Origin of the sequence: Natronococcus sp. JC468 (genome assembly GCF_012163165.1) — an archaeon.
GTDB classification, from domain to species: domain Archaea; phylum Halobacteriota; class Halobacteria; order Halobacteriales; family Natrialbaceae; genus Natronococcus; species Natronococcus jeotgali.
This window is the reverse complement of sequence record NZ_JAAVUO010000007.1, coordinates 72,707-85,643: the sequence shown is the minus strand read 5'-3', so window position 1 is coordinate 85,643 and position 12,937 is coordinate 72,707. Positions and strand designations below refer to the sequence as shown.

13 protein-coding genes are annotated in these 12,937 nt (G+C 67.4%); 10 read left to right on the top strand and 3 right to left on the bottom strand.

Annotated features, from left to right (window positions below; translation table 11 throughout):
* The first annotated feature begins 58 nt into the window (after nt 1-58).
* Together GWG54_RS06410 and GWG54_RS06405 are read left to right on the top strand one after the other, a co-directional pair.
* The gene (locus GWG54_RS06410) at nt 59-1,861 is read left to right on the top strand and encodes a Rieske 2Fe-2S domain-containing protein (protein ID WP_167936989.1); all 1,803 of its coding nucleotides are present in this window, start codon (nt 59-61) and stop codon (nt 1,859-1,861) included.
* Nucleotides 1,862-1,958: 97 nt separating this feature from the next.
* On the top strand, nt 1,959-2,468 hold the full coding sequence (locus tag GWG54_RS06405) for a DUF367 family protein (RefSeq protein WP_167936988.1): 510 nt from the start codon (nt 1,959-1,961) through the stop codon (nt 2,466-2,468).
* Nucleotides 2,469-2,501: 33 nt separating this feature from the next.
* On the opposite strand, the gene GWG54_RS06400 is transcribed toward GWG54_RS06405, so the two are convergent.
* Complete coding sequence (locus tag GWG54_RS06400) at nt 2,502-3,407, bottom strand: hypothetical protein (protein ID WP_167936987.1); 906 nt, start codon at nt 3,405-3,407, stop codon at nt 2,502-2,504.
* A gap of 93 nt (nt 3,408-3,500) precedes the next feature.
* On the opposite strand from GWG54_RS06400, the gene GWG54_RS06395 reads away from it, so the two are divergent.
* Complete coding sequence (locus GWG54_RS06395; protein ID WP_167936986.1) at nt 3,501-3,650, top strand: 50S ribosomal protein L40e; 150 nt, start codon at nt 3,501-3,503, stop codon at nt 3,648-3,650.
* Between the two features lie 87 nt (nt 3,651-3,737).
* Here the strand turns inward: GWG54_RS06395 and GWG54_RS06390 are convergent, their stop codons facing one another.
* Complete coding sequence (locus GWG54_RS06390) at nt 3,738-4,352, bottom strand: MBL fold metallo-hydrolase (protein WP_167936985.1); 615 nt, start codon at nt 4,350-4,352, stop codon at nt 3,738-3,740.
* 274 nt (nt 4,353-4,626) lie between these two features.
* Between GWG54_RS06390 and GWG54_RS06385 the strand changes: the two genes are divergently transcribed.
* The 3 genes from GWG54_RS06385 to GWG54_RS06375 all read left to right on the top strand — a co-directional run bounded on the left by GWG54_RS06385 (nt 4,627) and on the right by GWG54_RS06375 (nt 6,060).
* The gene (locus tag GWG54_RS06385) at nt 4,627-4,803 is read left to right on the top strand and encodes a DUF5786 family protein (RefSeq protein ID WP_167936984.1); all 177 of its coding nucleotides are present in this window, start codon (nt 4,627-4,629) and stop codon (nt 4,801-4,803) included.
* Entirely contained in the window at nt 4,800-5,393 is a 594-nt protein-coding gene (locus GWG54_RS06380; protein WP_167936983.1) for a DUF99 family protein, read from the top strand. Before GWG54_RS06385 ends, GWG54_RS06380 begins: the two co-directional genes overlap by 4 nt.
* 70 nt (nt 5,394-5,463) lie before the next feature.
* Entirely contained in the window at nt 5,464-6,060 is a 597-nt protein-coding gene (locus GWG54_RS06375; protein WP_167936982.1) for a uracil-DNA glycosylase family protein, read from the top strand.
* A gap of 252 nt (nt 6,061-6,312) precedes the next feature.
* On the opposite strand, the gene GWG54_RS06370 is transcribed toward GWG54_RS06375, so the two are convergent.
* Complete coding sequence (locus tag GWG54_RS06370) at nt 6,313-6,669, bottom strand: nuclear transport factor 2 family protein (protein ID WP_167936981.1); 357 nt, start codon at nt 6,667-6,669, stop codon at nt 6,313-6,315.
* A 201-nt stretch (nt 6,670-6,870) separates the two neighbouring features.
* On the opposite strand from GWG54_RS06370, the gene hisH reads away from it, so the two are divergent.
* From hisH to GWG54_RS06350, 4 genes are all read left to right on the top strand, one after another.
* On the top strand, nt 6,871-7,533 hold the full coding sequence (hisH, locus tag GWG54_RS06365; protein WP_167936980.1) for an imidazole glycerol phosphate synthase subunit HisH: 663 nt from the start codon (nt 6,871-6,873) through the stop codon (nt 7,531-7,533).
* A 68-nt stretch (nt 7,534-7,601) separates the two neighbouring features.
* Entirely contained in the window at nt 7,602-8,435 is an 834-nt protein-coding gene (locus GWG54_RS06360; RefSeq protein ID WP_167936979.1) for a hypothetical protein, read from the top strand.
* Nucleotides 8,436-9,513: 1,078 nt separating this feature from the next.
* The gene (locus tag GWG54_RS06355; protein WP_008420361.1) at nt 9,514-10,713 is read left to right on the top strand and encodes a Cdc6/Cdc18 family protein; all 1,200 of its coding nucleotides are present in this window, start codon (nt 9,514-9,516) and stop codon (nt 10,711-10,713) included.
* A gap of 179 nt (nt 10,714-10,892) precedes the next feature.
* Complete coding sequence (locus GWG54_RS06350) at nt 10,893-12,725, top strand: multicopper oxidase family protein (RefSeq protein ID WP_209438295.1); 1,833 nt, start codon at nt 10,893-10,895, stop codon at nt 12,723-12,725.
* Nucleotides 12,726-12,937 lie beyond the last annotated feature (212 nt).

The window sequence follows — 12,937 nt, the reverse complement described above, 5'->3', positions numbered from 1 at the left end:
CCGTCCTCCGGGGCCGCGAGCGCGAACCCTTACGTCCGTGGTCCGCGATACCACGCCTATGGCGACGACCGACGACTTCCGGACGGCCGTCTCGCTCGAGGAGCTGCGCGATCGGGGGCGCACACAGGTAAGCGTCGACGGCACTCCGCTGGCGCTGTTCCACCACGAGGGCGAGGTTCGGGCCGTCGACAACCGCTGTCCCCACATGGGGTTTCCCCTCTCGGAGGGGACCGTCGACGACGGCGTCCTCACCTGTCACTGGCACCACGCGCGGTTCGAACTCGCCTGCGGCGACACGTTCGATCCGTGGGCCGACGACGTCCAGACCTACCCCGTCGAGGTTCGGGACGGCGAGGTCTACGTCGATCCCAATCCCGAGCGCGAGCGCCCGCCTGCCGAGCACTGGGCGAGCCGCCTCGAGGCCGGGCTCGAGGAGAACCTCGGGCTCGTCCTGGCGAAGGCGACGATCGGGCTGCTCGAAGCCGGCGTCGACTACCGCGAGCCGACCGCGACGATCCTCGACTTCGGCACCGACTACCGCGACTCCGGATGGGGTCCTGGACTGACGATCCTGGGCTGTCTGGCGAACGTCACCGACGACCTCGCGCCCGAGGACCGAAAGCGGGCGCTGTACACCGCGGCCCGTCGCGTCGCGAGCGACTGCGCGGGCGAACCGCCGAACTTCGACCAGCCCTCCCTCTCGACCCGCGAGGTTCCGTTCGACAGGCTGAAACGCTGGTTCCGCGACTGCGTCGAGGTCCGGGACGCCGACGGCGCGGAGCGGTGTCTGCGAACCGCCGTCGCGGCCGACCGATCCGAGGACGAACTCGCCGAACTGGTCTTCGCCGCGGCGACCGACCACCCCTACCTCTCGAGCGGACACGTGCTCGACTTCGCGAACACGGCCTTCGAGAGCCTCGAGCACGCCGGCCCCGAACACGCCGACGACGCGCTCGCGGCGCTGGTCGAGCCCCTGGTGACGGCCGACAGAAGCGACGAGCGCTCGTCGTGGCGCCGACCCGTCAACCTCGTCGCCCTGCTCGAGGACGTCTACGGCGGCGACGTCACCGAGACGGAGGGGCTCGAGGCGCTGGTCGCCGAGGGCGAGGGGAGTAACTGGTCGGCTCCGGAGGGGTTCCGGGAGACGCTGCTCGACGACGACCCCGGGGCGATCGTCGACGCGCTCGCGGACGCCGTTCGAGAAGGAGCGACGAGCGAGGCCCTCGCGAGCGAGGTCGTCCACGCGGCCGCGACGCGGGTCGCGCGGTTCGGCACCGCAAACGAATTCTCCGACTGGAACACGGTCCACCACACGTTCACCTACGCGAACGCGGTCCACGGGGCGACCCGCCGGACCGACGCCGTCGAACCCTACCGGGGCGTCTTCGACGCCGCGATCAGCGTCTACCTCGATCGCTTCCTCAACACCCCGCCCGCGCCGATCTCGGAGCCGGGCGCAAACGACACCGGGAGGGAACCCGGGGATGTCCTCGAGGACCTGCTCGAGACGTTCGACGTCGAGGGCGAGGTCAACGAGGCGGGGCGGCTCGTCGGCGAGTTCCTCGACTGCGGGGGCGATCCCGAGGAACTGAAACGAACCCTCGGTCACGCACTGTTGCGCGAGGACGCCGGCTTCCACGCGATCCAGAACTACGAGGCCGCGGTCCGCCAGTTCGACCTCGCCGACGAGCGCCCGGACGGCGAGCACGCCGGAAGCGTCGACCGCGCGTTCCGTCGGCGCGTCCCGCTGATCGCGACAGCCCGGTACGCGGCCGCGCACTTCCCGACCAGACGCGAGGCCGAGCAGACGTTTACGATCGCCGCGCGGCTGAACCGCGGCGAGGCGATCCACGAGGGCTAACCGTCCCCCACGACGGACCGACCGCGCCGGGACGCCGAGCCGCGGATTCGAGGGACCGACCCGCTTTTCTCGTCGGCACGCCTACCTCGGGCCGACCGTGGAGTGTCACGTCTACTACGAGGGCGACGACGACCCCGAGAAGTGCACCGCGCGCCGGCTCGAGCAGTTCGACGAGGCGACACTGTACCGAACGATGGGACAGGTGCCCTACGGCGTCGTCCTCAACCCCCACGCCGAGCAGGCGCTCTCGCCAGCCGACGCCGACGAGGCGCTGGGGACGCTGGTCGCGCTGGACTGCTCGTGGGAGTCCGCCGAGGAGGCCGCCTTTCGGATGAACGGCGTCCACCGGGCGCTGCCCTTTCTGGTGGCCGCGAACCCGGTCAACTACGGCCGCCCCTTCCGTTTGACAACGGTCGAGGCGCTCGCGGCCGCCTGCTGCATCCTCGGGGACTACGAGCGAGCCGAGGCGCTGCTCGAACCGTTCCGCTGGGGCGAGACCTTTCTCACGCTCAACGAGGAGCCCCTGCGACGGTACGGCGAGTGTGCGGACTCGAGCGAGATCGTCGCGGTTCAGGACGACTACCTGGCCGACGAGGAGTCGGCGTAGCCGTAGGTTCAGGCGTTCCCGGCCGTTCCGGAGCTACCTCCCGGAGCGCGCTCGCTGCCGGCGCGCCAGCCACGACTCGTAGCAGGCGTACCAGAGCGTGAGTGCGCCGAAGAAGACCAGCGTCGAGAGGAACGCGAGCGCCCGACCGGAGCCCGGGGCGGAGGCGGCGTAGCCGAGGTAGCCGACCGCGGCCGCGACCGCGAAGAACTTGAAGGAGACGACCGCGAGCACGAGTCGCATCGGTCGGGTCGTGCTCGGCGCCTTCGGCTCGGCAGTCGGCGCCGCGCGGACGCCGTCCTCGAGCGCGCGCTCGAAGGCCAAGCGGTGACGTTCGGGGACCGAGACGAGGACGGGCTTCGCGCCGACGCGCCGGCAGACGTACAGTCCGACCGCGCCGAGGGGCACCCGGTGGGCGCTCGCGACGTTCGCGAGATCGACGCTCGTCTCGGCCGCACTCCCGACCCGGCGGTCGTTTCGCACCACGACCCGGCTCGCCTCCGGGTCGAACTCGACTCCCGTCTCGGCCGCGCTCGAGACGAGCGCCAGCACCGGCGTTCCGACGAAGACGAGCAACACGGCACCTCGCGGCGAGAGGCTGCCTGCGACGCCGACCGCCGCGACGCCGAGGGCGATCGCGACCGCGAGCCCGCGTCGGGTGAGGCGATCCGTCAGGAACAGTTTGTCCGTCCACTTCGAGAGGCCGTCGCGGCCGGCGAGCAACGCCAGGGTGACGACCGAGACGGGACCGCCGACGAGCGTCGCGAACAGCGCGAGAGCGACGGGGGAACCGACGAGCGCCTGGCTGACGGTCAGCAGGACGGCGAATCCGACGATCCACGCGGTGAATCCGCCGTAGAGTCCGTACGGAGCGTACAGGAGGACCGTCCGGAGCGGCGTCTCCTGGGGGAGTGCCGACCACTTGCGTACGGACCGGGGCATGGTTCTCGATTCGTGTCGGCGAGTGATAATCATTCGCCCCGAGACGGGTTCGCGACCACAGCGGTTATATGCACAACGGGCCAACGGAGCGACATGCCAAGCTTCGACGCCGCCGAAGACCGGATGCTCCAGAAGATGATCTGCATGCGCTGTAACGCCCGTAACGCGCGCGACGCCGACAGCTGCCGCAAATGCGGCTACAAGAACCTCCGCCCGAAGGCGACCGAGCCCCGAGCGGCGTAACGGTTCGTTCTCGTCGGGTCGCGGTTCGGCCCGCCGTTTCTCCCTGCAATCGACGGCCTCGAGCGGTATCTCGCGCTCGAGCGGGCGCTACTCGTCGGGGTACTTCGGCTCCCGCTTCTCCGCGCGCTCGAGCGCCCGCTCGACGACGTCCCGGACGTCCCCGTGGAAGACGCCGCCGTGGCCCGAGTACATGTGCTCGACCCCGTCGGGCATGCGCTCGAGCAGGTCCTCGATGCTCTCGATGAGCCGTTCCCGGGACTGGCCCGCCATGTCGGTTCGGCCGAAGCTCCCGTAGTCGAAGGCGCCGTCGTCGTGGACGACGACGTCCCCCGAGAACAGCGTCGACCCGGAGACGAACGAGACGTGGTCGTCGGCGTGGCCGGGCGTGTAGACTACCTCGAACTCCTCGTCGCCGATCCGGACCGTATCGCCGTCCTCTATCGGCGTCGTGCGCTCGGGGTGGTGGTCGTAGGCGTACACGTCTTCGGGATCGAAGGCCTCGCAGACGGCCTCGAGCTGTTCGACGTGGTCGCCGTGCTGGTGGGTCATCGCGACGGCGTCGACCTCGTCGACGCGGCTGCGAACCTCGCCGACGACGCCGTCCCACGAGCCCGCGTCGACCAGCGTCGGTCGCTCGCCCTCGACGAGGTAGGCGTTGCAGGTGAACGTCTCCGCGTCCTCGGTGACGTGGTGAACCTCCATACGGGATGGGTCGTGGGCCGGCGGCAAAACGGTACTGCCGGAGGCGCCCTCGAGCGGTCCCCGTCCTCGCGTGGTCGTCGACGCCGATCGGACGGCGATCATAAGCGTACCTACAGGTTCCGCCGCCGTGTTAGCGAAATACGGGTATCGGGGGCGGACCGCGGTTTTTCCGCCGAGCGATCGATTCCCGAACTGGACGGATGACTGATATTTAAGGAGGTTAAATGAGCCCCACCACGAAACTTTTCAAGGTCACTCCCGAAGTAGACACCGTATGGGATTCGGGAGCTACGACGAATCCGAACAGCAGGAGGTCGACGCCGATTTTGACGACGACGAGGCCGTCCAGTCGGAACAGAACAATCATCACGGCTCGATCGAGTTCGAGAACGGCGCCTCGAGCGACGAACTGCTCGATCGGCTCCAGGAGATCAAGGACGACCCCGAATGAAGCCCGGGGCGCGGGCGCTCGGTATCGCCGAGTCGTTCCGCGGGAGGACGGACGCTCCGGACGAAACGCGTCGGAGCACGGTCGCCGGCGCGGTCGTCCGCGCCGACCGCGTCGTCGACGGACTGGGATACCGACGGTGTACCGTAGGTGGCACCGACGCGACCGACGCCGTCTCCGGGCTCGTCGGCGACCTCGGCCGACCCGACGTTCGGTACGTTCTGATCGGGGCCACCGCGCCCGCGTGGTTCAACGTTCTCGATTTTTCGGCGATCGAACGCGGAAGCGAACAGCCGGTCGTGTCGGTGACGTTCGAGGACAGCGAGGGTCTCGAGGCGGGCCTCGAGGACGCCTTCTCCGGCGCCGAACTCGAGGCCCGCCTCGAGCTGTACCGTCGGCTGCCAGAGCGCCGACCCGTATCGGTCAACGACGAGACGGTCTACGTCCGCAGCGTCGGGCTCGAGCCGGGCGAGGCGGCCGACGTCGTCCGCGGATTTACGCCCGAGGGCGGCCGTCCGGAGCCGATCCGGGTCGCCCGGCAGGCCGCGCAGGCGGCCGATTCGTACGCCGAATCGCTTGTCGGCGCGGAGTAAGATCGCCGTCCTCGAGGGATCGGCAGTCGCGACCCGAAAGACGTAGTAGGACGCCGTCTGAGCCATCGCCATGGGAACGATGGAGGACCTCCGCGTGACCCAGTGCACGCGGTGTCCGAAGCTGGTCGAATCGCGGAGTCAAATCGTCAACGGCACCGGACCCGAGAACGCCGACGTGCTGTTCGTCGGCGAGGGCCCCGGGGCCAACGAGGACGAGCAGGGCGAGCCGTTCGTCGGCCGGAGCGGCTCCGTGCTCGACGACCAGCTACGGACGGTCGGTCTGGACCGGGAGACGGTTCGGATCACTAACTGCGTGCGCTGTCGCCCGCCGGAGAACCGCGACCCGACGACGGAGGAACTCGAGAACTGTCGGGGCTACCTCGAGACCGAGATCAATCGACTCGATCCCGACGTGATCGTCACCCTCGGGAAGGTGCCGACCGAACACCTGCTGGGCCGATCGGCGTCGGTGACCAAGGAGGCCGGCTCCGTCGAGGAGGTCCGCATCGAGGGGACGCCGCGCCGATTGCTGATCTGTGTCCACCCCGCGGCGACGCTGTACGACCGCAGCCAGGAGGAGACGTTCGCGGACGCGCTCGAGCGCGCCGCGGAGCTCGCCGATGTCGACGGGTCGGAGGGCGGGCAGACGCGTCTCGACGGGTTCTGAGGGCTCGTTCCGCTTCAGTCGTCGACAGTGGTCGCCTATCGATCGGGCACGCTGCAGTGGCGCGCGCTGGACGATAGCGAGCGAACAGCGAGCTATCGGTCGAAACTGTGCGAGGGATGAGTGAGCGAACGGGGAGGAACGACCCGTGAGCGAACGAATCGGCTGGGGAGGGCGTGGAAATTCCCTGTTGCCAGCTCTGCAAAACGGGCAGGTTCCAGTTTCGATTTTCTGACACCACGTTCGCGTCCGCCGCTACACCTCGTCGCGATCCGTAAACGAGTAGCGCCGCGCGATCTTTCCGTCCTCGAACTCGTGGAAGTCCGCGAAGGCGAAGGCGACCTCCTCGCCGTCCTGTCGGCCGGAGAACGTCCCCCGCACGGCGACCGTCTCGTCCTCGACGACGAGGCCGTCGACCTCGTGGCTGCCGTCCTCGAGTGGGCGCCCCTCGAGGTAGAACTCCCGGAGGTCCTCGCGGCCCTCGATCGCGCCCTGGCCCGGGCGCTCGTAGCGGACGTCCTCGGCGAACAGGTCGACGAGGACGTCGTACCGTTCGTCGTCGACGGCGTCGTAGTACTCCCGGACAACGGTTTCGGGTTCGCGGTCGGCCATACGGGAGCTACCGGACCGCAGTACGTAGTTCCTGCGTTCGCACGCCCGACTCGAACCCACCGACAGCGGTCTCGGAACGGGCCCGTTTCTCGAGCGCACTCCGCGTGCTCGGCTCGAGGGAGCGAGTGGCGCCGACTCGACGCCCTCCGAGACGCTGCGGCAATGGCAATGCACTTCTTTCCGCCCCACCGAGGTCGGTACATGAGCACCGTCACGTCCGATCAGCAGCAGTCGCTCGCCGACGTCGTGGTCGTCGACTACGGCCTCGGCAACCTCCGCAGCGTCACCCGCGGGCTCGAGCGCGCGGGCGCCGACGTCGAGATCACCGACGATCCCGAGGCGTTCGCCGACGCCGACGGCGTCGTCCTTCCCGGCGTGGGCGCGTTCCGCGAGGGAATCGAGAATGCCGACCCGCTCCGGGAGGACTTGCTCGAGGTCGCCGACGCCGGCACGCCGCTGTTCGGGATCTGTCTGGGCATGCAGATGCTGCTGACGACCAGCGAGGAGGGGGCAAACGAGGGCGAGTCCGCGGTCCAAGGACTCGACCTGATCCCCGGAACGAACGTTCGCTTCGCCGAGGGTCAGAAGGTCCCCCACATGGGCTGGAACGAGCTGTCGGTCGAGCGCGATCACCCGCTCGTGGAGGGGGTAGACGGACGCTACGCCTACTTCGTCCACTCCTACTACGCCGTGCCCGACGACGAGGACGCGACGGTGGCGACGACCGACTACGAACGGGAGTTCCCCGCGATCGTCGCCAACGAGGCCGGCAACGTCTTCGGAACCCAGTTCCACCCCGAGAAGAGCGGCGAGACGGGACTGGAGATTCTGCGGAACTTCGTCGAGATCTGTCGCGACGAGTAGCGATCGACCGCGGAGCGGTCGGCTCGTCCGAGGAACGTTTTAAGACCGTTCGCCAGGCACTGCGAGCCATGTACGCCATCCTCACCGACGATCGCGGGCTGGCGCGATCGGACGTCGGCGATCGCAGCTACTTCTTCACGGAGTACGTCGACGGGAATCGGCAGGAACCGCTCGAGGGGACGATCAGCTCCGTCGCCTGCTGGGGCGACACGGCGACGGTCCGGGACGAGCCCGAACGGGCGGCCGTCGACGTCGACGGGACGCGCGCCACGCCCGACGCCGAGGGCCACCACTGGGGGACCGTCTGCCCGACCGATACCGACTATCGGGAGGGGCTGCTCGAGCGGATCGGAGAGATCGAAGGCGACGTACGACTCACCACGATCGGCTTCCCCGGGGCGGAGTTCTGTCGCTGCGAGCGCTGCGACTCGCGGTTCGAAGCGAGCGAGTACGACGAGCGCGACGCGTGGCGGGCCGCCGTTCTCACGGCCGTTGTCGCGGCGGTCGCGAGCCGGGTCGACGGCGACCTGCTCGCGACGCTGTACCCCGACCCGTATCCCGGGAACCTCAGAGCGCGCGCGGGACTCGACCTGGAGGCGCTCGCGGCTCACGTCGACGGCGTCCTCGTGCCGCTCTGTGACCCCGGCTACGGGACGAGCTACTGGGTCGAGTCGCTGGCCCGCGGGTTCGCCCGTCGCCTCGCGGACCTCGAGGTCTCGCTCTCGATTCAGCTCTCGGGAGCCGAGATCGACCCCGAACGGCTCGCCGACGTCACCCGACGGGTCCGGCCCCACGCCGACGAGATCGTCTACGGCACGCACCCCGAAGACGTCGAGACGGTTCGCGAGACGATCGATCGACTTCGAGAGCGCAACGCTCCCACTCCCGTACGCGAGGGGTGATTCGACGATCGTTTCGGAAGTTCCGGATTCGGATTCCGGTTTCGAACGTGTCCTCGAGTGAAAGCGGAGGGATGGAATCCTAGAGAGACACACCCCGCGTTGCCGCTGTATAGCGTCCGGAGGAGAAGGATGGAAGGAGGCTCGGACGGTCGGTTGCGACAGGAACTCGGTTCTCGGAGAAGGGTTCGGCCGTTTCGATGCACAACCAGGCGGTTCAACCGGACCACGCTGGGGCATCCGTCAGATGATACGCGGAGCAGGCGCAATACTCCGGAGTCGAGTGTTCTGCGGCCAGCAGAAACCACTACTACTAAATACCACCATCGAGTTATGGTCCATTAGCTATATCGAACGGAAGTTCGATAGAGACGATCGAACGGCGATCGGTTCCGGTTGAAACCGACGTCTCGAGACCCGCCTCGTCCCGTCAGGTCCCGCCTGCTCGTACCCGACTTCCCGTCGTTCGGACGTCCTCCGTTCCTGGCGTTCGTTCCCGCCCCTGGCGTCTGTGTCCTCCGTCTTTCGATCCTCGGTATCGTCATTCTCCCGACCACCTCTCCTCTCGTTTCGACTCCTCCACCCATCGTTTCGACTCCCCCACCCCTCCCATCCGTTACAGCGGCAACGCGGGGTGTGTGTGTATCTATACAGCGGCACCGAGGGGTGTGGATCGAGGATATGAGGTTCCGTACCGGAAGGTGCTACCTTATACAGAAGAACTCCGGTGTCCCGTCCCCCAAACACCATCGGAGACGTTTCCCCTCGGCCGACTTCGTTCCCCGATACAGCGGCACCGAGGGGTGTCCCCCATCCCGACGTACCCGGCGCCGATCAGCCCCGAGAGTCCGCACTCATACAGCGGCACCGCGGGGTGTCCCCTCGAGCAGTTCCTGATCGACCGACCGCGGGAGACACACTCATACAGCGGCACTCCGGAGTCCCCGAACGGCCTATACAGCGGCATCGAGGGGTGTCGTTCCCGTTTCTCAGCTCCGGACGCTCCGAAACGTCGGGAGATACAGCGGCAATCCGGTTCCGAACGTTTACAAACCGGCCCCCCGATAGTCGGGGTAGCTGAATGTCGGATTCGATGGACTACTTCGGCAGCGAAACCGAGATCTTCCGGAACAAGGAGCTGCTGCAGGTGTCACACCTCCCGGACGGCGACCGCATCATCGGTCGCGAGGACGAGCTGACGAACCTCGCGAACGCGATCAAACCGGCCACGCGGGGAAACACGCCGAACAACGTCCTCGTCTACGGGAAGACCGGGACCGGGAAGTCGCTGTGCTCGAAGTTCATCACGAACCAGGCGATCGACCGCGCCAAGGGCAACGATGTCTCGATCGGGGTCGCCTACGTCGACTGTCTCCAGGAGTCAACCGAGACCCAGGCCGTCCAGTCGACGGCCCACCAGCTCAACGATCAGCCCGAGACGGGGATCTCGATCCCCCACTCGGGGCTGAGCACCTCCGAGTACTACCGTCGGCTCTGGCGGATCGTCGACACCCGGTACGACGTCGCGCTGATCATCTTAGACGAGGTCGACAAGATCGAGGACGACGACATCCTGATGCAGCTCTCGCGGGCGGTCGAATCCGGCAAGCTCACCGACAGCACTGTCGGCGTCATCGGCATCTCGAACAAGGTCCGGTACAAGGACTCGCTGGACGAGCGGATCAAATCGAGCCTCTGCGAACGGGAGTACGTCTTCTCGCCGTACGACGCCTCCCAGATCCGCGAGATTCTTCGCTCGAGATCCGACGCCTTCCACGACGGCGTCCTCGAGGACGGCGTCGTCCCCCGCGTCGCGGCGCTCGCGGCCCGCGAGCACGGCGACGCGCGCAAGGCGATCGATATCCTCCGATTCGCCGGCGAGATCGCCGAGGAGGACGACTTGGAGACGGTTACCGAGGCCTGCGTCGACCACGCCCACGAACGCGAGGAGACCAGCCGGCTGGCCGAACTCATCTCGAAGAGCCCGAGCCACGCGAAGCTCGTCCTCGAGGCGATGGCGCTTTTGACCCAACAGAAGGAGGGAACCGACGTGCCCGTAACGACCAACGAGGCCTACGACCTCTACAAGCGCCTCTGCGATCGGGACCGCTCGGAGCACCTGAAGCTCCGTCGGGTTCGGGACATCCTCTCGGAACTCGAGTTCCTCTCGATCATCGAACAGGAGCGCAAGTGGGCGGGCAAGGGGAAGGGCAACTACATGGAAAACAGGTTGATCGACGACCCGGAGGTCATCATCGCGGCCTGTAACGAGTCCGACTAGGCGGTCGTCCGAAAGCCGGAGAGCACGCCGTCGTTCGAGCGTCGGACAGTCCGCGGAGACGGGAACGAACGGAGGGTTTTTCGCCGCTCGATCGCCTAGAACGACGGATGGACCATTCGCCTCCCACCAGGTAGGAACTAGGTGTACCCGGTATTTGTAGGGCCTTCTTACCGACGAGTATGAGCGAACGACTCTCGGTAACTGAAACGAGTCTCTCGCGTCGCAAAATGCTTCTGGCGACCGGAGCCACGGGTCTCTCGGCCTTCGCGGGCTGTTCGACCGGCGGGACGCCGTCGGATACCGAATCGGAACCGACGGAATCGACCGAGGCGACGACCGTCGCGGCCCACTCGTCGCCGGACCTCGAGAAGTGGATCGACGAGGTTCCCCGTCCGGGCGTCGCGGAGCCGACCGGGACGAAAGACGGCCACCCCTACTACGAGATCGAGATGAGCGAGGTCGAACAGAAGCTCCACAGCGACCTGCCGCCGACGACCGTCTATGGGTACGGCGGCCAGTTCCCCGGGCCGACGATCGAGGCCGAACGGGGCGAACCCGTCTCCGTTCGCTGGCAGAACGACCTGCCCGACGAGCACCTCCTGCCCGTCGACACGACGGTCCACAGCGACATGGTCCCGTACGATACCACCGGCGTACGGACCGTGACCCACCTCCACGGGGGGAACGTCGAGGCCGAGAGCGACGGCCACGCGGGAGCGTGGTTCACGTCCGACTTCGAGGAGACGGGCCCCGAGTTCGAAAAGCAGGACTACTACTACGCCAACGAGCAGCCGTCGGCGACGCTGTGGTACCACGATCACGCGGTTGGCATCACGCGACTCAACGTCTACGCCGGACTCGCGGGCTTTTATCTCCTCCGGGACGACCACGAGCGCAGCCTCGGGTTGCCCGACGGCGAGAACGAGATCCCGCTCGTTCTGCAGGATCGGAGCTTCAACGAGGACGGATCGCTGTTCTACCCGTCGGCCGTCTCCGAGGACCGGGGCGGCGACGACTCACTCCCCGATCCGAGCATCGTCCCGGAGTTCTACGGGGACGTCCCCGTGGTCAACGGGAAGGCCTGGCCGCGGCTCTCGGTCGACCCAGAGCGGTACCGCCTGCGTCTGCTCAACGGCTCCAACAGCCGGTACTACAACCTCGAGTTGCTCGAGTACGACGAGGCCTCGGGCGAAACCGGCGGCGCCGGCCCGTCGTTCGTCCAGATCGGGAACGACGGCGGGCTCCTCTCGGAACCGGTGACGGTCGACGGCCGTCTCGAGATCGGCGCCGGCCAGCGCGCGGACGTCGTCGTCGACTTCGGCGACTACGCGGGCGAGACGTTGCTCCTGCACAACGACGCGCCGTCGCTGTACCGCGGCACGCCCGAGAAAAGCGAGGAGACGAAGCCGCTTCCGGAGATCATGCTCGTCGACGTCGCCGACGAGGCGGACGGCGAGGGCGCCGGGACGGTCCCCGACGCGCTGACGACGGTCCCCGAACTCCCGCTCGAGGACGTCGAGCGCCACCGCCACCTCACCCTCGCGCCGGGGACCGACGAGTACGGTCGGACGAAACACCTGCTCGGGAACCGGGAACAGTCCAAGGGATACACGCTCGACGACCCCGTCACCGAGGAACCCGAACTCGGGACGACCGAGATCTGGAGCCTCGCCAACAACACGTCGATGTCCCACCCGATGCACCTCCACCTCGTCCACTTCCAGGTGCTCGGACGGCAGTCGCTCCGCGACTACGAACCCTCCGAGGACGGCGTCGATCCGGACGCCCTCGAGTCGCCCGCTCCATACGAACTGGGCTGGAACGACGTGGTCTCGGTCGACCCCGCCGAGGTGGTCCACCTGATCGTCCACTTCGGGGAGTACGAGGGCCTGTTCAACGATCAGACGGGCGAGTACATGTGGCACTGCCACATGATCGAGCACGAGGACTACGACATGATGCGTCCATTCAACGTGCTCCCGAGCTCGGAGGGCGAGTCAGACGACGAGTAGCGGCCCCCGGAGTCCCGTCGTTCGGTTCGTCACAGCCCGCTCGAGGGCGTTCGTCGAACAGGCGGTTGTACGTCGAACGGCTATCGTTGCCTCGACCAACCACTGCCGGGTGGGACCGAAAGGGGCCAGGGGCTTTCGCGGTGATACCGACGGGTAGCAGGTCCTGATCACCCGAACACAGGAGTTCGCCACGCCCTCCCCAGCCGATTCGC